Origin of the sequence: Kaustia mangrovi (assembly GCF_015482775.1) — a bacterium.
GTDB classification, from domain to species: domain Bacteria; phylum Pseudomonadota; class Alphaproteobacteria; order Rhizobiales; family Im1; genus Kaustia; species Kaustia mangrovi.
This window is the reverse complement of record NZ_CP058214.1, coordinates 1,003,740-1,026,620: the sequence shown is the minus strand read 5'-3', so window position 1 is coordinate 1,026,620 and position 22,881 is coordinate 1,003,740. Positions and strand designations below refer to the sequence as shown.

Below are 22,881 nucleotides of genomic sequence, written 5' to 3'. Positions count from 1 at the left end.
TAGGCTGCGCTCAGAACGGAGCCGCGATGGGCTTGAAACGGTCGGTCACATTGCCCGAAAGGGAAATGTCGTCGGGATCGAGCGCCAGGACGGGCTGTCCCTCCTCGAGGTTCATCTCGGTGAGGTCGGCCCAGATCACGTTCGGGCTGTCGGTGAGTTCGAAATAATAGCGCTTCGTATTCAGGTTGGTTGCCGTGCGATACTCGGTGTTGTAAATGCCGAAGCCCTTGTAGGGCGCGCCGAACGGCACCGACACATTGCGTGCGATGGCGAGGATGCCGGCGGCCGCCTCGCGCTCGTTCTCCGGGTCGGGCAACAGGGTACGGTAGTAGGCGGCTCTTTGGAACCGGTCCACCGGATTGACGTTGCCGGGCAGCGGCATATCGCTCGCGGGCTTGGAGAAATCCTGCTTCTCGAGCAGCGCCAGTTGCTCGTCATAGGCCGGATCGTTCGTCATGATCGTGTATTGGCGACCATGATGGATCACTGGCTTTCCCTCGATATATTCGATGATGGCGGAATCGCCCGTGGCGTCCTCGATCGTCAGATGCACATTCGCGTCGTGACCGTGGGCCTGCGCCATGACGACCTGCACATCCTCAAGGAGCATCAGGGCCTCCTCCACGGTCGCTGCATTGTCCAGCACATACTGCGCCCACAGGCCGGCCTGAAGCCCTTTCTTCGCCGTATCCCGGTCCCCGTAGTCGGCGGCATTCAGATAGAGCATGTGCGCGGCAAGCCCGCGCTCGTTGATCCCGTCCGCGGACCCGATGCCGTAGATCGTCGTGACCAGGGTCGCGTATTTCGAGGTCCACTTTGCGGGGTTCTCCTCGACGACGACATCCGGCCCCACCTTGCCGCCATCGCGCTCGACGCCGCGCGGAAACACCGTCAGAACCGGCTCCGTCGATTCGGGCCAATCCATTGTCCGCCCGACCATCACGGCATAGTCGTTGTCGTTCCAGAGAATGCGGGTGCAGGCATCGGCCAGGTTGAACGTCGCCATCGCTGCCCCGAGGGACACGATGCAGACGGCTGTCTTGCGGAACAGGGGCATGATCAATCCTCTCGAAATAAATTGAATTAACTTGTCCTTGTTGCGCCAGCCCCCGGTTTATCTTTTGAAAACTAGGGGCGGAGAACAAAGAATGTCAATTCAAGGCGAGATTGTTCTCGCGTGAAAGGTGACCCCGGAGAGAGGCCCACCGGGGAGACGGGCAGAGCCGCCTTCGCCTTCGTTTCGGGAGACAGGGTCAGTAGGCGCGGTCGATGCAGAAATCGACGGCCTTGACGAGCGCGTGCTTGTGGTCTGAGTCCGGGAAGATCGCCAGCGCCTCGCGCGCGATGGCACCGTAATGGCGGGCGCGCTCGATCGTGTCATCGATCGCGCCATGCGTCTCGATCAGCGAGATGGCATGGGGAAGATCGTCCTCGGCCTGCTGGCCGTCCTGGAGGACCCGGGCCCAGAAGGCGCGTTCCTCCTCGTCGCCGCGCCGGTAGGCGAGCACGACAGGCAGGGTGATCTTGCCCTCGCGGAAATCGTCGCCCACCGACTTGCCGAGCAGCGCCTGCTTGCCCGAATAGTCGAGCGCATCGTCGATGAGCTGGAAGGCCAGGCCGAGATTGCGGCCATAGGACTGGAGCGCCTGTTGCTCGGCGCGGGGATGCTCGGCAATGGCCGCGCCCACCTCGCCGGCGGCGGAGAACAGCGCGGCGGTCTTGGCGTCGATGATGCGCAGATAGGCGTCCTCCGTGGTGGAGGTGTCCTTCTGTGCAGCGAGCTGGAGCACCTCGCCCTCCGCGATCACGGCGGCGGCGTGGGAGAGGATGCGCAGCGCGTCGAGCGAGCGGGTCTCCACCATCATCTTGAAGGCCTGGCCCAGAAGATAGTCGCCGACGAGGACGCTCGCCTGGTTGCCCCACAGCATGCGCGCCGCCTTCTTGCCGCGGCGCAGCTCGCTCTCGTCCACCACGTCGTCGTGGAGCAGGGTCGCGGTGTGCATGAACTCCACCGCCGCGGCGAGCTTGATGTGGTGGTCGCCGCGATAGCCGCACATCTGCGCGGCGGCGACGGTCAGCATCGGGCGCAGCCGCTTGCCGCCCGAATCGATCAGGTGATGGGCGACGTCCGGGATCATCTCGACGTCGGAATGGGCCCGGGCCAGGATGGCCTCGTTCACGCGGGCCATGTCCTCCGTGACAAGCGCCAAGAGGGGTTCGAGGCCCGACGACCCGTCTTCCTTGCTGTCGAATGGTACGACGACGCCCACCTGATCCACCACCACTATGCCTGATCGTTGTCTGCAGAAGGCGCCAGAATAGGGAGCCGGCGAGTCAGGGGTCAAGAGCGACTATTGGCCGCTTGAACCATCTCGTCTAGAGTTCGCCCGATCATGCGAGAGATCCTGCGTACCAACGATGCCGTCCTGATCTCCTATGCTGCCTCGCTTCTGGAGGATGCCGGCATCCATCATGCCGTCTTCGATGCCAATATGAGCGTGGTGGAGGGCAGCCTCGGCATCCTGCCCCGGCGCCTGATGGTGGAGGACGAGAAGGCAACCCGCGCGGAGCGCCTCCTGGCCGAGGCCGGAATCGGGCAATGACGGCGGCCGATCCGGGCCGCGGCACGACCCCCGATGGCGGCGGCGAGGCGGCAGGGGACGAGCTGACCGAGGACGGTTTCCTTGGCGGGCGCTTGCGCATCCTCCAGCCGAAGAAGGGCTATCGCGCGGGGATCGACGCGGTGTTCCTCGCCGCCGCCGTGCCCTGCGAGGCCGGAGACCGGGTGCTCGAGGCGGGGCTTGGCACGGGCGTTCCGGCCCTCTGTCTCCTGGCCCGGGCGAAGGGAGTGCATGTGACGGGGGTCGAGATATCGCCCTATCACGCAGGCCTCGCGCGCGACAACGCGGCCCGCAACGGCTTTGCCGATGCGCTGGATATCGTGGAGGGCGATATGCGCGAGATCACGCGGGCGCGGCACAGGGACCGCCTGATGCCGGGCAGCTTCCGGCACGTCTTCGCCAATCCGCCCTATTTCGAGCTCGGCCGGGTGCAGTCCTCGCCTCGCGATCACAAGCGCACAGCCCACGCCATGGCGGCGGGCGACCTTGAAAGCTGGATCAGGGCGATGACCGCCATGGCCGCGCCACGCGGCACGGTGACGCTCATCCACCGCGCCGATTCGCTGGGGGCGATCCTTGCGGGCTTCGCGCGCCGCGCGGGCGACGTGCGTGTGCTGCCGCTCTTTCCGCGGGACGGCGAGCCCGCATCTCGCGTCATCGTCCAGGCCGTGAAGGGGAGCCGGGCCGGCACGACGCTCCTGCAGGGGCTGGTCCTGCACGGGCCCGACAACGGTTTCACACCGGCGGCGGAGGCGGTGCTGCGCCATGGGGCGGCGCTCGACGTCGCCTGACCGGCAGACCCCGGGGACGGGGTTCGGAATATTGTTGCGCGAACGTATAATCTTGGCGCTGCCTTGCGCGCCCCGGCCGGTCATCCTATGTCATTCGGGCCATGAATGAACGCGATGGAACCTTCCTGTCCCGGCTTGCGGGCATCGTGCCCGCGCGCTGGCGGCGAAAGCGGCCGGTGGTGCCGGTGGTCCGGCTTGCCGGAACGATCGGCATGGGCGCCCCGCTGCGTCCCGGCCTGACGCTCGAATCGGTCAATCCGGCGCTGGAGCGCGCCTTCAAGGTCAAGGGCGCGGCAGCGGTCGCGATCCTGGTCAATTCGCCGGGCGGATCGCCGGTCCAGTCCAATCTCATCTTCAACCGCATCCGGGCGCTGGCGGAAAAGCACGACCGGAAGGTCTTCGTCTTCGCGGAGGACGTCGCGGCGTCCGGCGGCTATTTCATCGCGCTGGCCGGCGACGAGATCTATGCCGATCCGAGCTCCATCGTCGGCTCCATCGGCGTCATCTCGGCGGGCTTCGGCTTCGTGAAGGCCATCGACAAGCTCGGCGTGGAGCGGCGTGTCCATACGGCGGGCGAGAGCAAGTCGACGCTCGATCCGTTCCAGCCGGAGAAGCCGGAGGACGTGGCGCGTCTCAAATCGGTGCAGGAAGACGTGCACGAGACCTTCAAGGCGGCGGTTGCCACCCGGCGCGGCGCGCGGCTGAAGGCCGATGACGGGGATCTGTTCACCGGCGCCTTCTGGTCCGGCGTCAAGGCGGTGGATCTGGGGCTCGTCGACGGGCTCGGCGACATGCGCCAGGTGATCGAGGCGAAGTTCGGCGACAAGGTCGTCTTCCGGCCGGTTGGCCGCGAGCGCGGCCTCCTCAGACGGTTGAGCCTGCCTCGCATGGGCGGGCGGCTGGCCGGTTTCGATATGGACGGCGGCGGCTCGATCGCGGAAGATGCGATAGCGGCCCTTGAAACGCGCGCATTGTGGTCGCGCTTCGGATTGTAGTCGGAGGTCCTGATACCATGCTGATCCGTGCCATCCTGATCGCTCTTGCTGCGGGCCTTGCCCTCATGGCCATGCGGCGGCTCGCCGACGGCGCGCGCCGCGCGCGCCAGACCGTCCGGCGCGATCCGCGCAGCGGGCGCGGACGCGAGCTTCCCGTCCTCAGGCAGGACCCGCGCACCGGCGTCTACCGCCCCTCCGACGAGGGGTGAGGATCGGGCCGGCGAATTGCGGCGGCGACGCCTGTTGACGGTCGCCGTGCTCCTGCCTAGTGTGCGCCGCATCCAGACACCGCCCGCACCCCGGCGCTCCCGCCGGCCGGGCTTCAATACTTGCGACAGATGCGCGCCACCGATATCTCGGTCGAGACCGAATCCTTTCTTTCTCCCAAGCGCTCCTTCCAGGGGCTGCTCCTCACGCTGCAACGCTACTGGGCGGAGCAGGGCTGCGTCATTCTCCAGCCCTACGACATGGAGGTCGGCGCGGGCACGTTCCATCCCGCGACGACGCTGCGCGCGCTCGGCCCGAAGCACTGGCGTGCGGCCTATATCCAGCCGTCCCGGCGGCCCGGCGACGGGCGCTATGGCGAGAACCCGAACCGGCTTCAGCACTATTACCAGTTCCAGGTGATCCTGAAGCCCTCGCCGGATAATCTCCAGGACCTCTATCTCAACAGCCTCTATGCCATCGGCATCGACCCGGAAAACCACGATATCCGCTTCGTTGAGGACGACTGGGAGAGCCCGACGCTGGGCGCCTGGGGGCTCGGCTGGGAGGTGTGGTGCGACGGCATGGAGGTCTCGCAGTTCACCTATTTCCAGCAGGTCGGCGGTTTCGACTGCTCGCCCGTCTCCGGCGAGCTGACCTACGGGCTGGAGCGGCTGGCCATGTATGTGCAGGGCGTGGACAATGTCTACGATCTCAACTTCAACGGCCGCGACGGCGCCGAGCGCACGACCTATGGCGACGTCTTCCTGCAGTCCGAGCAGGAATATTCGCGCTTCAATTTCGAGCATGCCGACACGGAGATCCTGTTCCGCCATTTCGAGGATGCGGAGCGGGAATGCCGTTCGCTGCTGGAGGCGGGGCAGGCGGGCGATGAGCGCCATCTGATGGCGTTGCCGGCCTATGACCAATGCATCAAGGCCTCCCACATCTTCAACCTTCTCGATGCCCGCGGCGTGATCTCGGTGACCGACCGGCAATCCTACATCCTGCGCGTGCGCGAACTCGCCAAGGGCTGCGCCGCCGCCTGGCTCAAGACGGCCGGGGGAGGGGCGGACCATGCCTGAGCTGCTTCTGGAGCTGTTCTCCGAGGAGGTCCCCGCGCGCATGCAGCGCAAGGCGGCGGACGACCTCAGGCAATTGGTGACCGATGCGCTGGTGGCGGAGGGGCTCGTCTATGAGGGCGCCCGGGGATTTGCCACGCCGCGCCGGCTGGCGCTCTCCGTCCAGGGGCTGCCCGGCCGCCAGCCCGACCGCAGGGAGGAGCGCAAGGGCCCGCGCGTCGGCGCGCCGGAGAAGGCCATAGAGGGCTTCCTGGGCTCGCTCGGCGGCCTGACGCTTAACGATTGCGAGACGCGCGAGGACAAGAAGGGCGCCTACTACGTCGCCGTGATCGAGCGGCCGGGACGGGCGGCGGAAGAGATCGTCGCAGAACTCGTGCCGGACGTGATCCGCAAGTTCCCGTGGCCGAAATCCATGCGCTGGGGCACCGGAGACTTGCGCTGGGTGCGCCCGCTGCACTCCATCCTGTGCGTCTTCGACGGCGAGACGGTGCCGCTGGAGATTGCCGGCATCGTGTCGGGGCGGACGACATACGGCCATCGCTTCATGGCGCCGGAGCCGCTGGAGGCGGCCAGGCTCGACGACTACGAGCCGGCGCTCAAGGCGGCCCGCGTCGTTCTCGATTCGCAAGAGCGCGCCGAGGCGATCCGCAACGGGGCGCGCAATCTCGCCTTCGCGCAATCGCTGGAGCTGATCGAGGACGAGGCGCTGATCGCGGAGAATGCGGGGCTTGCCGAATGGCCGGTCACCCTGATGGGACGGTTCGACGAGGCGTTCCTCGCCGTGCCGCCGGAGGTGATCGTCACGGCGCTGAAGGCCCACCAGAAGTGCTTCGCGCTCAACGATCCCGACCGCACGGCCCCGTTCGGCGGGGCGGCGCTGTCGAACCGCTATATCCTCGTGTCCAATCTGGAGGCGCGCGACGGCGGCCGCAAGATCGTCGAGGGCAATGACCGGGTGATCGCCGCGCGGCTCTCCGACGCCCGCTTCTTCTGGGACACCGACCGCGCGACGCCGCTTCAGGAGATGACCGGGGCCCTTGCCGCCGTGCGCTTCCACGAGGAGCTCGGCTCCATGGCGCAGAAGGTGGCGCGGGTCGAGACGCTTGCCGGCGAGATCGCGGGCGCGATCGGCGCGGATCCGGAGAAGGCCATGCTGGCGGCGCGGCTTTGCAAGGCCGATCTCGTCTCCGGCATGGTCGGCGAGTTCCCGGAGCTTCAGGGCCTGATGGGACGGTATTACGCGCTCGAGCAGGGCATCGACGCGGAGGTCGCCGACGCGGTGGCGGAGCATTACCGCCCGCAGGGGCCGTCCGACGCCCTGCCCTTAAGCGCGGTGGCCCAGGCCGTCGCCATTGCCGACAAGCTCGACACGCTGGTCGGCTTCTGGGCGATCGGCGAGAAACCGACCGGCTCCAAGGACCCCTACGCGCTGCGCCGGGCGGCGCTCGGCATTATCCGCATCGTGCTGGAAGGCGGCTTGCGCCTCAGGCTCCTGCCGCTGGCGACCGCACACGAAGGCGTGCCGGCGGGCGAGGGGGGACGGGACGCATTGGCCGCCGACCTCCTCGACTTCTTCGCCGACCGGCTGAAGGTCTATCTGCGCGATCAGGGCGCGCGGCACGATCTCATCGATGCGGTGTTCGCGCTCGGCGGGCAGGACGATCTCCTCATGATCGTGCGCCGGGTGGAGGCGCTTGGGCGATTCCTGGAGACCGAGGACGGGGCGAACCTGCTCGCCGGCGTGAAGCGCGCCGGCAACATCCTGCGGATCGAGGAGAAGAAGGACGGGCGCTCCCATGACGGTGCGCCGGATCCGGCGCTCTTTGCGCAGGATGAGGAGCGCGCCCTGGCCTCCGCCATCGACGAGGCGGAGACGCGTGCGGCCGACGCGGTCGCCGCGGAGGATTTCGAGGCCGCCATGGCGGCCATCGCGACGCTGCGTTCGCCGGTCGATGCGTTTTTCGATGCGGTGACGGTGAATGCGGACGACGAGGCCCTGCGCGACAATCGCCTCCGGCTCTTGAGCCGGATTCGCGCGGCGACGCGGGCCGTCGCGGAGTTTTCCAGGATCGAGGGATGATCCTTTGGGCGCGATTGTCCCGCTCTTGCCATATTGCGGTGCAGCATGATCCTGGATTGCGCTCGGTGCATGTGGAGTCTCGCAGGGGCTGTCCGGCCGGCGGCGCCGGCGCTGTGAACGTGGTGAAGAGGGATTTGCAATGACGGCGACGACCACGCGTAAGTGGGTTTACCGGTTCGGCGACGGGGCCGCCGACGGCACGGCGGATATGCGCGAGCTGCTCGGCGGCAAGGGCGCGAACCTCGCGGAGATGTGCAATCTCGGCCTGCCGGTGCCGCCCGGGTTCACCATCACGACGGATGTCTGCAACTTCTACGACCGCAACGGCCGGACCTATCCGGACGGGCTGGACCGGGAGGTGACGGGCGCGCTCGAGGCGGTCGGCGAGCAGGTCGGCGCCCGTTTCGGCGACCCCGCGCATCCGCTGCTCGTCTCGGTGCGCTCCGGTGCGCCGGCCTCCATGCCGGGCATGATGGACACGGTGCTCAATCTGGGCCTCAACGACGAGACGGTCGAGGGGCTCGCCAGCAAGGCCGGCGACCGCCGTTTCGCCTTCGATTCCTATCGCCGCTTCATCCAGATGTATTCCGACGTGGTGCTCGGCGTCGACCATGGGCTGTTCGAGGAGGCGCTGGAGACCTACAAGGAGCGCAACGGCTTCACGCTCGACACCGAGCTCGGCGCCGAGGACTGGCAGACCGTCATCGAGAGCTACAAGGCCATCGTCGCGGAGGAGCAGGACCAGCCCTTCCCGCAGGATGTGCACGAGCAGCTCTGGGGCGCCATCGGGGCGGTGTTCGGCTCCTGGCAGAACCCGCGCGCGGTGACCTACCGCACCCTGCACGACATTCCCGACCACTGGGGCACGGCCGTCAATGTGCAGGCCATGGTGTTCGGCAATATGGGCGACACCAGCGCCACGGGCGTGGCCTTCACCCGCAACCCCTCGACCGGCGAGAAGGAGCTCTATGGCGAGTTCCTGGTCAATGCGCAGGGCGAGGACGTGGTGGCCGGCATCCGCACGCCGCAAAGCATCACGGAGGCGGCGCGGATCGACTCGAAATCCGAGATGCCCTCGCTCGAGGCCGTCATGCCCGGGCCCTTCAAGGAGCTCACCGCGATCTATGAGCGCCTGGAGGCCCATTACCGGGACATGCAGGACCTCGAATTCACCATCCAGGAGGGCAAGCTCTGGATGCTGCAGACGCGGTCTGGAAAGCGCACGACGCGCGCCGCCCTCAAGATCGCCGTCGACATGGTCGATGAAGGTCTGATCTCCAAGGAGGTGGCGCTTGGCCGCATCAAGCCGTCCTCCCTCGACCAGCTTCTCCACCCGACGCTCGATCCCGAGGCGGACCGCGAGGTTCTCGCGACGGGCCTGCCGGCCTCTCCGGGGGCGGCGAGCGGCGAGATCGTGTTCGATTCCGACGAGGCGGAGCATCTGCGCTCGCTCGGCCGCAAGGTGCTTCTGGTGCGCGTGGAGACGAGCCCGGAGGACATTCACGGCATGCACGCCGCGGAAGGCATTCTCACCACGCGCGGCGGGATGACGAGCCATGCCGCCGTCGTCGCGCGCGGCATGGGCAAGCCCTGCGTCTCGGGCGCGGGCGGCGTGCGCGTGGATTATGCGAAGGAGGAGCTCGTCGCGGCCGGCACGACGCTGCGGAAGGGCGACATCGTCACCATCGACGGCTCGACCGGCCAGGTGATGAGGGGCGCGGTTCCCACCATCAAGCCGGAGCTCTCCGGCGACTTCGCCAAGCTCATGGGCTGGGCCGACGAGGTGCGCCGGCTGAAGGTGCGCGCCAATGCTGAGACCCCGACGGATGCCCGCACCGCACGCGAGTTCGGCGCGGAAGGCATCGGGCTGTGCCGAACCGAGCATATGTTCTTCGACGAAGACCGCATTGTCTCGGTGCGCGAGATGATTCTCGCCGACACGGAGGCGGGGCGCCGCGAGGCGCTGCAGAAGATCCTGCCCATGCAGCGCGCCGATTTCGTGGAGCTGTTCGAGATCATGGGCGGGCTGCCGGTCACCATCCGCCTGCTCGACCCGCCGCTGCACGAGTTCCTGCCGCACTCCGACGAGGAGATCGCGCAGGTTGCGAAGGGCCTCGGAGCGGATCCGGAGGTGCTGAGGGCGCGTGTCGGCGAGCTGAAGGAGTTCAATCCCATGCTCGGCCATCGCGGCGTGCGGCTCGCCATCACCTATCCGGAGATCGCGGAGATGCAGGCGCGCGCCATCTTCGAGGCGGCCATCGAGGCGGCGGAGCGCACGGGCAGCCCCGTGACGCCCGAGGTCATGGTGCCGCTGGTCGCCACGCGCGCCGAGCTCGACATGACGAAGGAGCGCATCGTTCAGGTCGCCGAGCGGGTGCAGGCGGAGACCGGCAAGGCGCTGACCTATCTGATCGGCACCATGATCGAGCTGCCGCGGGCCTGCCTGCGCGCCGGCGATATCGCGGAGACCGCGGAGTTCTTCTCCTTCGGCACCAACGATCTCACGCAGACGACCTTCGGCATCAGCCGCGACGATTCCGCACGGTTCCTGTCGGACTACACCGCGAAGGGCATCCTGGAGACCGATCCCTTCGTCTCCATCGACCGCGAGGGGGTCGGCGAGCTGGTGCAGATCGCCGCGGAGCGCGGGCGCGCCCAGCGTGCCGACATCAAGCTCGGCATTTGCGGTGAGCATGGCGGCGATCCGGCTTCGATCCGGTTCTGCGAGGAGATCGGGCTCGACTATGTGTCCTGCTCGCCCTTCCGCGTTCCGATCGCGCGGCTGGCCGCGGCCCAGGCCGTCGCCGCCGGCAAGCTGTAGCCCGCGCGCCAGGCGGCGCGCGACATATGCTCTCCATAGCCTTCCCGATGCGGGCGGATGCTGCGTGCCGCCCGCATTTTCGTGCATTAACCACCCCACCAACTTGCTGTGGCAATTGAAAAAATAGGGCTGGCGGTTTGGTTGCGGCTATGGTTAACCTATGCTAAACGGCTTCAGGACATGATCGGTAAGCCATCGGGGTCCGGTGGCTTGAGGGAAATCGGTCGGAGCGGGGGAGTTCGCGTGACTGGCTTCTGGCGCGACCAGGAAGGCGCAGACGAGTTTTACGGGGTAGCCGAACCTGAACCTGGCAAGGGGCAGGCGACGCGAATCGTGCCCTATATCCTCGCCGGCATCACACTCATCGGCGGCGTCGCCTTTATCGGACACTATCTCGGGCAGAACGCCTCGGCGCGCGGTGCACCGGGATCGGAATGGTCCGAGGTCGTCGAGCAGCCGACCACGATCATCCGCAAAGCCTCCCTCCTTCATTCCTCCGATCCCCTCGAGACAACCCGTGACGTGCCGATGATCGCCGAGCAGGCGGTCATCGAGCAGTTCAGGGCCGATCTGCGCACCACGATGGTCAGCCTGCCATCCGCCGAATCGCGGCTGGAAGCCGGCGAGTCCGTGATCTATTCCCCGGCGGTGGCCAAGCTCGACGACATGTTCGAGCGCGGGCAGGAGACGCGCAAGCAGGTGATCGCCGCGCGTAAGCGCCGCGCCGCGGAGGAAAGCTGTCTCGCGCGGGCCATCTATTTCGAGGCGCGTTCGGAATCGGAACTCGGTCAGAAGGCCGTCGCCAAGGTGATCATGAACCGGGTCAAGGATCCGGAATATCCGAGCACCGTGTGCGGGGTGGTCTTCCAGAACCAGGACAAGCTCAACGCCTGCCAGTTCTCCTTTGCCTGCGACGGCAAGCCCGACCGCCCGAAGGCCGGACCGGCCTGGACCAAGGCGCGCGCGCTGGCCAGCGAGGCGCTCGACGGACAGCTTTCCGTCGCCAATATGGACGGCGTGCTGAACTATCATGCCGATTACGTCCAGCCGCGCTGGGCCCGCTTCATGAAGCGGGTGGTCAAGATCGGCCGGCACATCTTCTACAACGACTCATAAGGCTTCGCTGCCGGTGTCCGTGCGAAGAGGCCGCCATCGGACCTGACCGTCCGGTGGCCAATCCGCATTGATGGACAGTCTTCTGCGGCCTGATTAGAGTCGGTCTCACGGTCCGACGGAATCAGCCCCCATGGCCGGGGCAGCCTGCCGGATTTGGTCACATGCCGGGAGGTTGAACATCATGCAAGTGTGGACATTCGTCGACGGCAAATGGGTCGAGGGCAATCCCATGCTGATGGGGCCAATGACCCATGCCTCCTGGCTGGCCTCCACCGTGTTCGACGGCGCGCGCGCCTTCGAGGGGGTGACCCCCGATCTCGACCGCCATTGCGGACGCATGGTCAGATCGGTCGGGGCGATGGGGCTCAAGACCCTCCATTCGCCGGGCGAGCTGGTGGAGATCGCGACGGAGGGCGTGGCGAAGTTCCCGAAGGACTCAGCGCTCTATATCCGGCCCATGTACTGGGCGGATGGCGGTTTCGTCGACAACGACCCGGAGACGACGCGCTTCTGCCTGTGCATCTACGAGTCGCCCATGCCGGACGCGTCGGGCTTTTCCGTCTGCCTGTCGCCGTTCCGCAGGCCGGGTGCGGAAATGGCGCCGACCTCGGCCAAGGCGGCCTGCCACTATCCCAATTCCGGCCGCGCGCTGCGCGACGCCCGCGGGCGCGGCTTCGACAATGCCGTGATGTGCGACCCGCTCGGCAATGTCGCCGAGCTCGCCACGGCCAACATCTTCATGGTGCGCGACGGCGAGGCCCACACACCCGTGCCCAACGGGACCTTCCTCAACGGTATCACGCGCCAGCGGGTGATCGACCTGCTGACCCGGATCGGCGTGACCGTGCACGAACGCACGTTGACCTATCGCGATCTGCAGGAGGCCGACGAGCTGTTCTCCACCGGCAATTGGGGCAAGGTCATGCCGATCACCCGGATCGACGAGCGCGATCTCCAGCCGGGCCCCGTCTCCGCGCGCGCCCGCGAACTCTACTGGGCTTGGTCTCACGGCGAGGCGGTGTAAACCCGCCCTGAGGGGCTGTCTCCCTCAGGCGAGCGGCAGTGTGAAGACCTTGCCTTCCCAGGCCTCCGCGCCGCGCCCGATCGTGTCGATGGCATCGACCATGCGGCCGTCGCGGTCGAGCGCGATGTCGCCGAGTGCCACCATGAGCGGATTGGGCGTCGCCGTCGGCGACGCCCGGCGCAGCAGGCGGGCGAGCTCCGTCTCGTCGTCATCCGGGCGGTGAAGGCACAGCGCGATATAGGCCGCCGCGGTCGAGCGGCTGATGCCCGCCCAGCAGTGGATCAGCATCGGCTGTCCGCGATCCCAGTCGGTAAGGAAGGCGATGAGCCGGTCGACATGGGCCTCCGTCGGCGCGATGAGGTCGGCGATCGGCGTCGAGATATCGTTGAAGACGAGGCTGAGATGGTTCTCCGGGGCGATGCCGTCCGGACGCTGCATGTCCGAATCGGGCCCGAGCAGGCTCACCAGATGGCTTGGCCGGTGCTCGCGCGAAATCGCGTCGACGGCGCTCAGCGGGGAAACGATCAGTCTCGGCATGGGGTCCTGCGGGCGATCACTGGAGTTTCTGGAACGTCTTGAGATATTGCGCCTTGGCCTTGTCGGGAGGCAAGGGGACAAGAGCCCGGAAGCGGTCCGATCCGGGGCCGGTGAGGCCGCGCGGGCGACCGAAGAACTCCGCCGCCTCCTTCACGCCGAAGCCGGCGAGCTGGGTGGCCTCCAGGAAGGCGGAGGCCCGGTCGGCACGCTTGATGAGCGTGGCTACCTTGTCAGGAAGCTCCGCGGGCAGGCCGAAGCGGACATGGATTGCCGCCAGGAGCCGGTGCTCGAAGGCCTTGTAGTCGAGGCCGAGTGCGGCCTTGAACGGGCTGATCATGTCGCCGATGACATATTCCGGCGCGTCATGAAGCAGCGCGGCCAGCCGCCAGCGCCGGTCGAGCTTCGGGTCGAAATGGGCGGCGAGCGCGGTGACGAGCACGCAGTGCTCGGCGACGGAGAAGGCGTGATGGCCGTCCGTCTGCCCGTTCCACCGGGCAACCCGGGCGAGCCCGTGGGCGATATCGTCGATCTCTATGTCGAGGGGCGAGGGGTTCAGGAGGTCGAGCCGGCGCCCGGAGAGCATGCGCTGCCAGGCACGCGGCGGCTTGTCCTTGCGCGGGGCCATGGAGGCGGTCAGCCGGCCTTGCGCGCGAGAGCGGCGCAGGGTCCGTGGCGGTGGCAGGAGGTGAGATGGTCGTTCACCATGCCGACCGCCTGCATGAAGGCATAGACGATGGTCGGCCCGCAGAACCGGAAGCCGCGGGCCTTGAGGTCCTTCGATATGGCGCGGCTCTCCGCCGTCTCCGCCGGAACCTCGCCGAGGGTGCGGAAGCTGTTCTGGATTGGGGCGCCATCGACGAAGCCCCACAGATAGGCCGAGAAGCCCTGCTGCTCCTGGATGTCGAGCCAGACACGGGCATTGGTGACCGTGGCCTCGATCTTGGCGCGATTGCGCACGATCCCCTTGTCCTCCATGAGCCGGGCCACCTTGTCTGCGTCATAGCGCACGATGCGCTCCGGCTCGAACCCGTCGAAGGCCTCGCGGAAGGCGTCGCGCTTGCGCAGTATGGTGATCCAGGAGAGCCCGGCCTGGAACCCGTCGAGGATCAGCTTCTCGAAGAGCGCCCGGTCGTCCCATTCCGGAACCCCCCATTCCTCGTCGTGATAGGCGACATAGAGCGGGTCGGTGCCCGGCCAGCCGCAGCGGGCGAGACCGTCCTCATGGGTGATGAGCGAATGTACGGCGCTCATGCGTCGACACCGGTGCCGGGAACGGGGAAACGTGCCCATCCGGGGCGCATGGGAACCAGTGCCTTGCCGTCCGCGCTCAGGGCTGCGCCGTCCGCGAAGGCGACCTCCATCCGGTCGAGCCGCAGGAGCGCGAGCCCCATGCCCTCCACGCCCGACAGCATGGTGCCGAGGCTCTTGCCGTCCGCCACGATTTCGGCGCCCTCCGCCGGCGGTGCCCCGTCGAAACGCACAGGCAGGATGCGCTTGCGTGCCGTGCCGCGATGCTGCATGCGCGAGACGACCTCCTGGCCGACATAGCAGCCCTTGGTGAAATCGACCCCGCCGAACTGGTCCAGATTGGCCTCGTGGGGAAGGTGCGGCCCGAGCCGATATCGGCATCGCTGTCGCCGAGACCGAGCGCGATGCGGTGGCGGTCGTAGGACAACTCGTCGGCCGGCTCCGCGCCGAAGAGGCCGGCAAGCCGGTCGAGCGAGGCGCGCGGCGCGACGACCCGGAGGCCGGCCTCGGGCGTCCTGGGGTCGGCGAAGGCATACAGGCCGAGCTCGCCGGCCGCGGCGCCGGGGTCGGGCTGTGCGTCGTCGCCCCATATGGCCGCCACGGCATGGTCGCTGCCCATATCCTCGATATCGACCTGCGCGCGTAGCTTGTAGAAGGTCAGGCGCTTGACGAGCTCGTCCTTCTGGCTCGCCGCGCAATCCACGAGGAACCGGTCGCCGGCCTGCGCGACGAACATGTCGAAGAGGATCTTGCCCTGCGGCGTCAGCAGAGCGGCGTAGGCCGCGCGGTCTTGGGAGACCGCGTCGATGTCGCTCGTCAGGATGCGCTGCAGGAAGGCGCGCGCCTCCGGCCCGGAGAGAGCGACGGCCGTGCGCCGGCGAAGTTCGGTGATATGAGAAGCGCCCATGGGATCCCCTGGGTGAGCGAAACCGCGATCTTGCGTTCACGGCTACATTTACGTAAGCCCGGTGCGGGCTTCAAGGAGATCGAACGCATGGCTGAGACTTATGACCTGATCTTCAAGGGCGGCACGGTCGTCAATCAGGATGGCACGGGCCTGCGCGATGTCGGCGTGACGGACGGCCGGATCGCGGCCATCGGCGCGCTCGATGCAGCCGCGGCGGGCGAGGTGGTCGACTGCACCGGCCTCCATGTGTTGCCCGGCGTGATCGACAGCCATGTGCATATGCGCGAGCCGGGGGCGGAGGATCGCGAGGATCTCGGATCGGGCACCCGCGCGGCTGTGCTCGGCGGCGTGACGGCGGTCTTCGAGATGCCGAACACGAGACCGTCGACGACCAGCGAGGACGCGCTCGCCGACAAGGTCCGCCGCGGGCGCGACAAGGCCTTTTGCGACTTCGCCTTCTATGTCGGGGCGACGCGCGAGAACACCAATGCGCTCGGCGAGCTGGAGATGCTGCCCGGCTGCGCGGGCGTGAAGGTGTTCATGGGCGCCTCGACCGGCGACCTGCTCGTGGAGGACGACGAGGGGGTGCGGCGCATCCTGTCGGTCATCCGGCGGCGCGCGGCGTTTCACGCCGAAGACGAGTATCGCCTCCAGGCGCGTGCCGGCCACGTGCGCGAAGGCGACCCGTCGAGCCATTATGTCTGGCGCGATGCGGAAGCCGCCAGGCTCGGCACCGAGCGCCTCTGCGCGCTTGCCCGCGAGACCGGCCGGCGCGTCCATGTGCTCCATGTGACGACGCAGCAGGAGATCCCGGTCCTTGCCGCCCACAAGGACGTGGTAACGGCGGAGGTCACGCCCCAGCAGCTCACCCTATTCGGGCCGGAGGACTACGAGCGCCTCGGCACCAGGGCACAGATGAACCCGCCGATCCGCGAGCGTGCCCATCAGGACGCGCTCTGGCGGGCGCTGGCGAACGGGCTGTTCGACACGATCGGCTCCGACCACGCGCCGCATCTCCTCTCCGACAAGGGGAAGGCCTATCCGTCCTCGCCGTCGGGCATGCCGGGCGTGCAGACGCTCCTGCCGGTCATGCTCGATCATGTGAATGCCGGGCGGCTGAGCCTGGAACGCCTGGTCGATCTCGTCTGCCATGGGCCCCAGCGCGTCTATCAGATCGCCGGCAAGGGCCGTCTTGCCATGGGCTACGATGCCGATATCACGGTGGTCGACCTGAAGAGGCGCCGCGAGATCACGGACGACTGGATCGCCAGCAAATGCGGCTGGACGCCGTTTGCCGGCCGCACGGTGACGGGTTGGCCTGCCGGCACCTTCGTGCGCGGCCGCCGGGTGATGTGGGAGGACGAGATCGTGGACCGGCCGGAGGCGGCCCCGGTGCGCTTCATGGAGGCCTTGGCGGGACCGGCGTAAGACGACTGTTCATGAGCGAGAGGCCAGCGCTTCCCGAATGAGAGCGCACAGCTGTGCGACCGGCGCGTGCGGCTCGGATCTCGATGTACGGAGAACCAGATCGATTTCGCCCAACGGCGGAAGGCCCGCATCTTCCGGGGTGAGGGGCGTCAGAGGCTCCGGCAGGCCATCGACCGTTCTGGCCGTGACGCCCAGCCCGGCAGTGGTGGCCGCCCACAAGCCCGCGAGACTCGGGCTGGCGAAGGCGTGTCGCCAAGCGATTCGGTTCCCGTCGAGTGCCTCCAGAGCGGCGGTTCTGAATGCGCAGGGCGGATCGAAGGCGACGAGCGGCAGCGGCTCGCGACGGTCGTGCTCGAAACCGGCTCGACCGATCCACATAATGCTGCGCCGTGCCACCACCTGGTCGTGACGGCTTCGCAGCCCTCCCCATGTCAGTGCCAGATCGAGCCGGTCGGTCTCGATCCCTTTAATCAGATGCGAGCCTCGATCCACCCTGGCCTCGACGCGCAGCTTCGGATGGGCGCGCGCGAAACGGCCAAGCAGGTTCGGAAGCCATGTTTCCGCAAAGTCCTGCGGCACGCCGATGCGAACCCAGCCTTCCATCTCTTCCAGGGCCTGGAGCCGTGCGGTCGCCTCGTCGTTCAACTCGAGAATGCGCTGTGCATAGTGCAACATGACTTCGCCGGCCTCGGTGAGGGCGAGGCCGCGTCCCTGCTTCTCAAACAGGGCCTGACCGGCCTGGACCTCCAGCTTCCTCAATTGAAGGCTGATGGCCGAAGGAGACCGGCCGAGCCGCTCGGCCGCCTTGGCGAAATTGCCGAGCGCGGTTCCCGTCACGAAGGTCCGCAGCACATCCATGTCGAAATTGGTGCGAACGGTCATGATTGAGTTTTGCCAAATTGTTTGTTCATATTTTTGAGATTTTCGAAATAATTATGGTTGGCGATACTCCGACCGTCAACCAGCAGTCAGGGAGTGTGAAAATGCCCTTCGTTCACATCAAAATCGCGGGAATGGCGCTCACGCCGGAGCAGGTTCGTCATGTGCAGGACGAGGCCACCCGCCTTATGGCAACCGTCATGCGCAAGAAGCGGGAGCTCACCGCCGTTCTGGTCGAGCAAGTCCCCGCCGACGCTTGGACGGTAGGGGCCGAACCGGTTCGGGTAGCGGGCCATCTCGATGTGAAAGTGACCGAGGGCACCAACACGGCGGAGGAGAAGTCGCGCTTCATCGCTGCTGCCGCAAAGCTTCTCAAGGATGTTCTCGGGTCCGATCTGCCGGTCGCGACCTATGTGGTCGTGCATGAGCTGGCCGCCGATAGCTGGGGATATGACGGCCTCTCCCAGGAGCATCGTCGCAAGACCGGCCCGGCCGTCCTGACCTTTTGAAGCAGATCAAATCATTGATCCTCTATCGAGCCCCATTCAAGATCGTCTGATCTAATCCCCCGCGATGAAGAAATGCAGCGTGCCGTCGGGGCCGATGCCGGCGCGGTAGCCGAGATAGCTGCCGGCGCGCAGCATGTTCTCGCGTTCCTCCGGCGTGATCAGCAGATAGAGTTCGACCTCCTGCGCCGGCGTCAGCCTGTCCAGCGGGTAGGCGTAGTGATAGGGCCAGATGAACATCTCGCGGTCGGTGCCGGGCTCCATGAGCACGAAACCGGAGGTGAGCACCTTGATGAGCTCGGCGAGCACGTCGCGGCCCGTGCCGTCCGACGAGATCTCCTTCCAGTAGGCGATGGGGTCGGCGGCGCCGCCGAAGCTGACCATCGGCATCAGCTCGTTCTGCTCGATGACGGCGCGCAGATTCTCGATCTCGCCGGTGCTCGCCGCGTGGAGGAGGGCGTTGCGGGTATTGAGCACGCGCTCGGGCAGGGCGTCGGTCGAATAGTGAACCGGCGGCAGGCCGCCGCCGGATGCGGCCTCTTGCGTCCCGGCGGTCTCCGACTGCGGGTCGGACTTGCCCTGTTGGGGCGCCAGCCGGTCCGCCGGTTGCGGGGCGGCATCGGACTTCGTGTCGCTCGTCGCTGGCAGGCGGTCGCCCTTGGAGGTCGTGGTTTCCGCGGCGGCCACGTCCGTCGGCGGGGCGAAGGCGACGGCGCACAGTGCGAGCAGGCCAGCAGCAAGCCCGCTGCGGGCTGGACGTCTTGCCGAGATCACGTTAACGCCTCCCTCAATGGCATTTCGATGCTGCCATGTTATAAGCCGGTCGGGACTCCTGCACCCGGACCGGTCACCCCGTTCCGCGAATCATTCACGTCCAAGACGAGGGGCCTTTCAGAGATGAGCGACACCTTCAGGGCGATCCTGATCGACAAATCCGAAGACGGCCAGACGCTCTCCTTCACCGAACTCACCGAAGACCAGCTCATGGACGGTTCGGTTACTGTGGCCGTGGAGCACTCCACCGTCAATTACAAGGACGGCCTGGCAGTCACGGGCAAGGGGCCCATCATCCGCAAATATCCCCTTGTTCCGGGGATCGATTTCGCGGGTACGGTCACGAAGTCCGACCATGCCGACTACCGCGAGGGCGACCGGGTGGTGCTCAATGGCTGGGGCGTTGGCGAGAAGCACCATGGCGGCTATGCGGAGCGCGCGCGCGTCCCCGGCGAATGGCTGGTGCCGCTGCCGGACAGAATCTCCACCGCGCAGGCCATGGCCATCGGCACGGCGGGCTACACGGCCATGCTGTGCGTCATGGCGCTGGAGGAGCAGGGCGTGTCGCCGGCAAGCGGCGAAGTGGTGGTGACGGGGGCGGCCGGCGGCGTCGGTTCGGTCGCGATCTCGATCCTCGCCAGGCTCGGCTACACGGTCGTCGCCTCCACCGGGCGCACCGAGGAGGAAGACTATCTGAAGTCGCTCGGCGCCTCCTCGGTCATCGACCGCGACGAGTTCTCGGGCCCCGTCAAGCCGCTTGCCAAGGCGCGCTGGGCCGGCGCGGTGGATGTGGCGGGCTCCACGACGCTCGCCAATCTGCTCTCCCAGATGGAATATGGCGGTGCGGTCGCGGCCTGCGGGCTCGCCCAGGGCATGGACCTGCCGGCTTCGGTCGCGCCCTTCATCCTGCGCGGCGCGCGCCTGATCGGCGTCGATTCCGTCTATCGTCCGCGCCCGCAACGGCTGGAGGCCTGGAAGCGGCTCGAGCGCGACCTCGATCTCGACACGCTGGACAGCCTCTCCTCCCACATTGCCCTGGAGGACGTTCCTGACGCCGCTGCCGATATCGTGGCGGGCAAGGTGCGAGGCCGGATCGTGGTCGATCTGTAGAGACGCTAGATGAAGTGGGACCTCGTTGTAAGTGGCATCGGCATCGGCATGGCCGTCGCGGCGCCGATCGGGCCGATCAATGTGATGGTGCTGCGTAACGCTTTGCGCGGCGGGTTCCGGAAGGGGGTCTCCACAGGGCTCGGCGCCGTGTTCGGCGACGGTTTCTTCGCCGTCGTCGCCGGCTTCGGCCTGACGGCCATCTCCGAGCTCATCATATCCTACGAGCAGGCACTGTCGCTGGTCGGTGGCTGCTTTCTGGCCTTCCTCGGCATCAGGACCTTCTTCGCCCATCCCGACCCCCGCGCGCTCGCCGTCAACAACAGCAACGGGGCGGCGGCGGAGATCGGCAATCACGTCGCCCAGTTCGGAACGACCTTCCTGCTCACCGTCACCAACCCGGCCACGCTGATGGGCTTCCTGTTCATCTTCTCGTCAGTGGGCGGTCTCGCCAGCAGGCCCGGGGATTATGACGGCGCGGCGACGCTCGTAGGCGCGGTGATGCTCGGCAGCCTGATCTGGTGGATGCTCCTGTCGGGCATCGTGACGTGGTTCCGGGAGCATCTGACCACGCAGGCGCTGAAATTGATCAATCACGTCTCCGGCGGGGTCATCCTCGCCTTCGGCCTGTTTGTCCTGATCCACAGCTCGTGGGAATACTGGAGGGGGTGAGGATCGGCCCCCATGCGGGGGTGCCGCCGGTTCCGGGCTCTTCCGGTCTATTGCGTGGTGCGGTGCACGGTGAACTCGCCGTGCCGGATGCGCCGGGGGAGCTCCTCGGCCATGCGCGCGACCGGCTCCTCGCCATAGACGGCAACCATGTCGCTCAGGGCGGCGAAGATCGCCGCGGTCGCGAGATTGTCGCAGTCTATGCCGTCTATGACGGCCTCCTCCCAGGCTTCGAGAAGGTAGCGCAGCGCGATCCGCCGGTCGTCGGCATCGCCGTGAAAGAATGCGGGGTGTGTGTGAAGCCTGCCCATGGTCATCCGGTCTGAAGCCCTGATTCCTCAAGGAACGGTCGGCTGCATGAGCTCGCCGGCGCGTCCCATTGCCGTTTTACCACACTGGCGCGCTTCGGCAGCCGGGAGTTGAACGAACGGTTAACGCGCGCGGAGAACGTCCGCGATGACCTCTGCGGTCCCCTCCGTCATGGGAAGGCCGGGGATCTCGTCGGGCCGTACCCAGCGGACGGCGTCGGCGTCGTCGCCGGCGCGCGCAGTGCCAGCAAGCCAGGGGCCGGAGAAGACCGCCAGCACGTAATGGTGGGAGACGAGGCCGTCGCCGCCGCGCCGGATGATGTCGATGCAGCGGGCGGGGCAGTCGAGGCCTGCGGTGACGCCGGTCTCCTCGGCGAGCTCGCGCCGCGCGGCCTCCAGAAGTGTCTCGCCCCAGTGGACATGGCCACCTGGCAGGCTCCACAGGCCCCGGGCAGGCTCCTTGCCGCGGCGCGCGAGGAGGACACGGTCGCCGTGCCAGACACAGGCGCTGACGGCGAGGCGGGGGGCGGGCTCTGTCGTCATGAGACGTCTCGCATGGGGCTGTTTCTCATGGTCCGCCGGTCATTCTAGACTGGAGCGGCAGTCGGGCCGATTCGCGGTGGAGGACAGCAATGTGCGGAGTCTACAGCCTGAGCGCCGTTCCGGAAGACGTGGCGGAGCTTCTGGGGTGCGAAAACGTTCCGGAAGAGGGGCTGCGCGACTTCATCGCGCCAGGCTCTGCCATCGCGATCTGCAGGCGCGCCGGCGAGGGCCGCGAGGCTGTGATGGTGCGTTGGGGGCTCGTGCCATCCTGGGCGAAGGAGGTCGGCACGGGCAAGCCGCTCATCAATGCGCGCGCGGAAAGCGTGCTCGACAAGCCGTCCTTCCGCGACGCCATGCGCCGTCGCCGCTGCCTCGTGCCGGCGAGCGTCTTTTATGAATGGCATGGCGACGCGCCGGGCCGGAAGCAGGCCTACAGCGTCGCCCGCTCCGGGGGCGCTACGCTGTTCGCCATGGCCGGGCTGTGGGAGACGTGGCGTTCGCCCGACGGCGACGTGCTCGAAAGCGCGGCCATCGTCACCACTGCGGCCAACGACCGCCTGTCCGAGATCCATCCGCGCATGCCCGCCGTGATCCTGGAACAGGATTTCGCGGCCTGGCTCGACACGGAGTCAGTGTCCGCAACCGAGGCCACCCGCCTCCTGAACCGCGCCGGCGGAGCGTTCTTCGCGCCGGAGCCGGTCGACCTTTCCCGCCCGAAGCGCGCGGCGGGGAGGGAGCCCGCGGCGCAGAGCGATCAGCTGTCGCTGCTGTAGGCCGGTCTGCCTTTCCCGTCCCGGTCCGTATCCTGGTCGATCAGGCGCCGCGCCATGTTGAGGCGCGGCTCGACCTCGTAGCCGAGCTGCTCGTAGAAACTGCGCACACCCTCGTTCTCGGGGCGGACCACGAGATTGAGCTTCCAGACACCGCGTTCGACGAGCCAGGCTTCCGCCGCCTGCATGACCTGTCGGCCGAGGCCCTTGCGGCGGTGATCGGGATCGACGGCGACGTAATAGACGATGCCCCTGTGGCCGTCATGGCCGACCATGACGGAGGCGGCGATACGGCCGTCCAGGATGCCGAGGAGGATATCGGCATTGGGTTGCGCGCGGGCGAAGGCGATGTCCTTCGCCGGATCGTTCCAGGGACGCGTCAGGTCGCAGCGTTGCCACAGCGCGACGACGTCCTCGATGTCGCCGTCCTCGATGGGCCGGAAGGTAAGGGTGTCCGTGCTCATGGCCATC

General features: G+C 67.2%; 24 protein-coding genes and 2 pseudogenes. 14 read left to right on the top strand and 12 right to left on the bottom strand.

Annotated features, from left to right (window positions below; all coding sequences use genetic code 11):
* Nucleotides 1-10: 10 nt before the first annotated feature.
* Both HW532_RS04910 and HW532_RS04905 read right to left on the bottom strand, forming a co-directional pair.
* Nucleotides 11-1,057, bottom strand: coding sequence for a linear amide C-N hydrolase (locus tag HW532_RS04910; RefSeq protein ID WP_246479556.1), 1,047 nt, complete (start codon nt 1,055-1,057; stop codon nt 11-13).
* Nucleotides 1,058-1,253: 196 nt separating this feature from the next.
* Nucleotides 1,254-2,270: a polyprenyl synthetase family protein gene (locus HW532_RS04905; protein ID WP_246479933.1), complete on the bottom strand. Its 1,017-nt coding sequence runs from the start codon at nt 2,268-2,270 to the stop codon at nt 1,254-1,256.
* 123 nt (nt 2,271-2,393) lie between these two features.
* On the opposite strand from HW532_RS04905, the gene HW532_RS04900 reads away from it, so the two are divergent.
* From HW532_RS04900 to HW532_RS04860, 9 genes and pseudogenes are all read left to right on the top strand, one after another.
* A complete protein-coding gene (locus tag HW532_RS04900; protein WP_213163330.1) occupies nt 2,394-2,603 on the top strand; it encodes a putative signal transducing protein in 210 nt (69 codons plus the stop codon).
* Nucleotides 2,600-3,412 (top strand): tRNA1(Val) (adenine(37)-N6)-methyltransferase, encoded by an 813-nt coding sequence (locus HW532_RS04895; RefSeq protein ID WP_213163329.1) that lies wholly within the window; start codon nt 2,600-2,602, stop codon nt 3,410-3,412. The genes HW532_RS04900 and HW532_RS04895 overlap by 4 nt, the downstream gene beginning before the upstream one ends.
* A 101-nt stretch (nt 3,413-3,513) precedes the next feature.
* Entirely contained in the window at nt 3,514-4,407 is an 894-nt protein-coding gene (locus tag HW532_RS04890) for a S49 family peptidase (RefSeq protein WP_213163328.1), read from the top strand.
* 17 nt (nt 4,408-4,424) lie between these two features.
* A complete protein-coding gene (locus HW532_RS04885) occupies nt 4,425-4,616 on the top strand; it encodes a hypothetical protein (RefSeq protein WP_213163327.1) in 192 nt (63 codons plus the stop codon).
* Between the two features lie 129 nt (nt 4,617-4,745).
* Nucleotides 4,746-5,696: a glycine--tRNA ligase subunit alpha gene (locus HW532_RS04880; protein WP_213163326.1), complete on the top strand. Its 951-nt coding sequence runs from the start codon at nt 4,746-4,748 to the stop codon at nt 5,694-5,696.
* Nucleotides 5,689-7,773, top strand: a complete 2,085-nt coding sequence (gene glyS, locus HW532_RS04875) for a glycine--tRNA ligase subunit beta (protein WP_213163325.1) — start codon at nt 5,689-5,691, stop codon at nt 7,771-7,773. Before HW532_RS04880 ends, glyS begins: the two co-directional genes overlap by 8 nt.
* Before the next feature lie 139 nt (nt 7,774-7,912).
* Nucleotides 7,913-10,594 (top strand): pyruvate, phosphate dikinase, encoded by a 2,682-nt coding sequence (gene ppdK / locus HW532_RS04870; RefSeq protein WP_213163324.1) that lies wholly within the window; start codon nt 7,913-7,915, stop codon nt 10,592-10,594.
* A gap of 729 nt (nt 10,595-11,323) precedes the next feature.
* Nucleotides 11,324-11,710: pseudogene (locus HW532_RS22525) on the top strand (cell wall hydrolase); the annotation flags it as partial.
* Nucleotides 11,711-11,891: 181 nt separating this feature from the next.
* Nucleotides 11,892-12,734, top strand: coding sequence for a branched-chain amino acid aminotransferase (locus tag HW532_RS04860; protein ID WP_213163322.1), 843 nt, complete (start codon nt 11,892-11,894; stop codon nt 12,732-12,734).
* A gap of 24 nt (nt 12,735-12,758) precedes the next feature.
* Here the strand turns inward: HW532_RS04860 and HW532_RS04855 are convergent, their stop codons facing one another.
* From HW532_RS04855 to HW532_RS22515, 5 genes and pseudogenes are all read right to left on the bottom strand, one after another.
* Nucleotides 12,759-13,271: a tyrosine phosphatase family protein gene (locus tag HW532_RS04855; RefSeq protein ID WP_213163321.1), complete on the bottom strand. Its 513-nt coding sequence runs from the start codon at nt 13,269-13,271 to the stop codon at nt 12,759-12,761.
* A gap of 16 nt (nt 13,272-13,287) precedes the next feature.
* A complete protein-coding gene (locus HW532_RS04850) occupies nt 13,288-13,896 on the bottom strand; it encodes an HD domain-containing protein (protein WP_213163320.1) in 609 nt (202 codons plus the stop codon).
* Nucleotides 13,897-13,904: 8 nt separating this feature from the next.
* Nucleotides 13,905-14,522, bottom strand: a complete 618-nt coding sequence (locus HW532_RS04845) for a DNA-3-methyladenine glycosylase I (protein WP_213163319.1) — start codon at nt 14,520-14,522, stop codon at nt 13,905-13,907.
* Nucleotides 14,519-15,109: a CAF17-like 4Fe-4S cluster assembly/insertion protein YgfZ gene (gene ygfZ / locus HW532_RS22520; RefSeq protein ID WP_425491946.1), complete on the bottom strand. Its 591-nt coding sequence runs from the start codon at nt 15,107-15,109 to the stop codon at nt 14,519-14,521. The genes HW532_RS04845 and ygfZ overlap by 4 nt, the downstream gene beginning before the upstream one ends.
* Nucleotides 15,110-15,153: 44 nt before the next feature.
* Nucleotides 15,154-15,426, bottom strand: a pseudogene (locus HW532_RS22515) (CAF17-like 4Fe-4S cluster assembly/insertion protein YgfZ); the annotation flags it as partial.
* Nucleotides 15,427-15,513: 87 nt separating this feature from the next.
* On the opposite strand from HW532_RS22515, the gene HW532_RS04835 reads away from it, so the two are divergent.
* On the top strand, nt 15,514-16,854 hold the full coding sequence (locus HW532_RS04835; protein WP_213163317.1) for a dihydroorotase: 1,341 nt from the start codon (nt 15,514-15,516) through the stop codon (nt 16,852-16,854).
* A gap of 9 nt (nt 16,855-16,863) precedes the next feature.
* On the opposite strand, the gene HW532_RS04830 is transcribed toward HW532_RS04835, so the two are convergent.
* Nucleotides 16,864-17,736: a LysR substrate-binding domain-containing protein gene (locus HW532_RS04830; protein ID WP_246479555.1), complete on the bottom strand. Its 873-nt coding sequence runs from the start codon at nt 17,734-17,736 to the stop codon at nt 16,864-16,866.
* Between the two features lie 2 nt (nt 17,737-17,738).
* Between HW532_RS04830 and HW532_RS04825 the strand changes: the two genes are divergently transcribed.
* Nucleotides 17,739-18,242, top strand: coding sequence for a tautomerase family protein (locus HW532_RS04825; RefSeq protein ID WP_246479554.1), 504 nt, complete (start codon nt 17,739-17,741; stop codon nt 18,240-18,242).
* 51 nt (nt 18,243-18,293) lie between these two features.
* On the opposite strand, the gene HW532_RS04820 is transcribed toward HW532_RS04825, so the two are convergent.
* On the bottom strand, nt 18,294-19,013 hold the full coding sequence (locus tag HW532_RS04820) for a hypothetical protein (protein WP_213163316.1): 720 nt from the start codon (nt 19,011-19,013) through the stop codon (nt 18,294-18,296).
* 123 nt (nt 19,014-19,136) lie between these two features.
* Here HW532_RS04820 and acuI point away from each other — a divergent pair, with 123 nt between their 5' ends.
* Complete coding sequence (gene acuI, locus HW532_RS04815; protein ID WP_213163315.1) at nt 19,137-20,123, top strand: acrylyl-CoA reductase (NADPH); 987 nt, start codon at nt 19,137-19,139, stop codon at nt 20,121-20,123.
* Nucleotides 20,124-20,132: 9 nt separating this feature from the next.
* Nucleotides 20,133-20,792 carry a LysE family translocator gene (locus HW532_RS04810; RefSeq protein ID WP_213163314.1) on the top strand — a complete coding sequence of 220 codons (660 nt, stop codon included), beginning with the start codon at nt 20,133-20,135 and terminating at the stop codon, nt 20,790-20,792.
* A gap of 47 nt (nt 20,793-20,839) precedes the next feature.
* Here HW532_RS04810 and HW532_RS04805 read toward each other — a convergent pair whose 3' ends face one another.
* Nucleotides 20,840-21,100: a hypothetical protein gene (locus HW532_RS04805; RefSeq protein WP_213163313.1), complete on the bottom strand. Its 261-nt coding sequence runs from the start codon at nt 21,098-21,100 to the stop codon at nt 20,840-20,842.
* Nucleotides 21,101-21,220: 120 nt separating this feature from the next.
* The gene (locus HW532_RS04800; protein WP_213163312.1) at nt 21,221-21,640 is read right to left on the bottom strand and encodes an NUDIX hydrolase; all 420 of its coding nucleotides are present in this window, start codon (nt 21,638-21,640) and stop codon (nt 21,221-21,223) included.
* 89 nt (nt 21,641-21,729) lie between these two features.
* Here HW532_RS04800 and HW532_RS04795 point away from each other — a divergent pair, with 89 nt between their 5' ends.
* Nucleotides 21,730-22,413 (top strand): SOS response-associated peptidase, encoded by a 684-nt coding sequence (locus HW532_RS04795; RefSeq protein ID WP_213163311.1) that lies wholly within the window; start codon nt 21,730-21,732, stop codon nt 22,411-22,413.
* On the opposite strand, the gene HW532_RS04790 is transcribed toward HW532_RS04795, so the two are convergent.
* Nucleotides 22,395-22,874 (bottom strand): GNAT family acetyltransferase, encoded by a 480-nt coding sequence (locus tag HW532_RS04790; protein ID WP_213163310.1) that lies wholly within the window; start codon nt 22,872-22,874, stop codon nt 22,395-22,397. The two genes, HW532_RS04795 and HW532_RS04790, sit on opposite strands and share 19 nt — an antisense overlap.
* Nucleotides 22,875-22,881: the final 7 nt, after the last annotated feature.

Bases quoted from the DNA above. Each gene is read 5' to 3' on its own strand.
- acuI (WP_213163315.1), top strand. From the start codon at position 19,137: ATGAGCGACACCTTCAGGGCGATCCTGATCGACAAATCCGAAGACGGC.
- HW532_RS04910 (WP_246479556.1), bottom strand. From the start codon at position 1,057: ATGCCCCTGTTCCGCAAGACAGCCGTCTGCATCGTGTCCCTCGGGGCA.
- HW532_RS04810 (WP_213163314.1), top strand. From the start codon at position 20,133: ATGAAGTGGGACCTCGTTGTAAGTGGCATCGGCATCGGCATGGCCGTC.
- HW532_RS04835 (WP_213163317.1), top strand. From the start codon at position 15,514: ATGGCTGAGACTTATGACCTGATCTTCAAGGGCGGCACGGTCGTCAAT.
- HW532_RS04830 (WP_246479555.1), bottom strand. From the start codon at position 17,736: ATGACCGTTCGCACCAATTTCGACATGGATGTGCTGCGGACCTTCGTG.
- ppdK (WP_213163324.1), top strand. From the start codon at position 7,913: ATGACGGCGACGACCACGCGTAAGTGGGTTTACCGGTTCGGCGACGGG.
- HW532_RS04805 (WP_213163313.1), bottom strand. From the start codon at position 21,100: ATGGGCAGGCTTCACACACACCCCGCATTCTTTCACGGCGATGCCGAC.
- HW532_RS04890 (WP_213163328.1), top strand. From the start codon at position 3,514: ATGAATGAACGCGATGGAACCTTCCTGTCCCGGCTTGCGGGCATCGTG.
- HW532_RS04860 (WP_213163322.1), top strand. From the start codon at position 11,892: ATGCAAGTGTGGACATTCGTCGACGGCAAATGGGTCGAGGGCAATCCC.
- ygfZ (WP_425491946.1), bottom strand. From the start codon at position 15,109: ATGGGGCGACGACGCACAGCCCGACCCCGGCGCCGCGGCCGGCGAGCT.
- HW532_RS04845 (WP_213163319.1), bottom strand. From the start codon at position 14,522: ATGAGCGCCGTACATTCGCTCATCACCCATGAGGACGGTCTCGCCCGC.
- HW532_RS04850 (WP_213163320.1), bottom strand. From the start codon at position 13,896: ATGGCCCCGCGCAAGGACAAGCCGCCGCGTGCCTGGCAGCGCATGCTC.
- HW532_RS04855 (WP_213163321.1), bottom strand. From the start codon at position 13,271: ATGCCGAGACTGATCGTTTCCCCGCTGAGCGCCGTCGACGCGATTTCG.
- HW532_RS04800 (WP_213163312.1), bottom strand. From the start codon at position 21,640: ATGACGACAGAGCCCGCCCCCCGCCTCGCCGTCAGCGCCTGTGTCTGG.
- HW532_RS04880 (WP_213163326.1), top strand. From the start codon at position 4,746: ATGCGCGCCACCGATATCTCGGTCGAGACCGAATCCTTTCTTTCTCCC.
- glyS (WP_213163325.1), top strand. From the start codon at position 5,689: ATGCCTGAGCTGCTTCTGGAGCTGTTCTCCGAGGAGGTCCCCGCGCGC.
- HW532_RS04895 (WP_213163329.1), top strand. From the start codon at position 2,600: ATGACGGCGGCCGATCCGGGCCGCGGCACGACCCCCGATGGCGGCGGC.
- HW532_RS04900 (WP_213163330.1), top strand. From the start codon at position 2,394: ATGCGAGAGATCCTGCGTACCAACGATGCCGTCCTGATCTCCTATGCT.
- HW532_RS04885 (WP_213163327.1), top strand. From the start codon at position 4,425: ATGCTGATCCGTGCCATCCTGATCGCTCTTGCTGCGGGCCTTGCCCTC.
- HW532_RS04795 (WP_213163311.1), top strand. From the start codon at position 21,730: ATGTGCGGAGTCTACAGCCTGAGCGCCGTTCCGGAAGACGTGGCGGAG.
- HW532_RS04790 (WP_213163310.1), bottom strand. From the start codon at position 22,874: ATGAGCACGGACACCCTTACCTTCCGGCCCATCGAGGACGGCGACATC.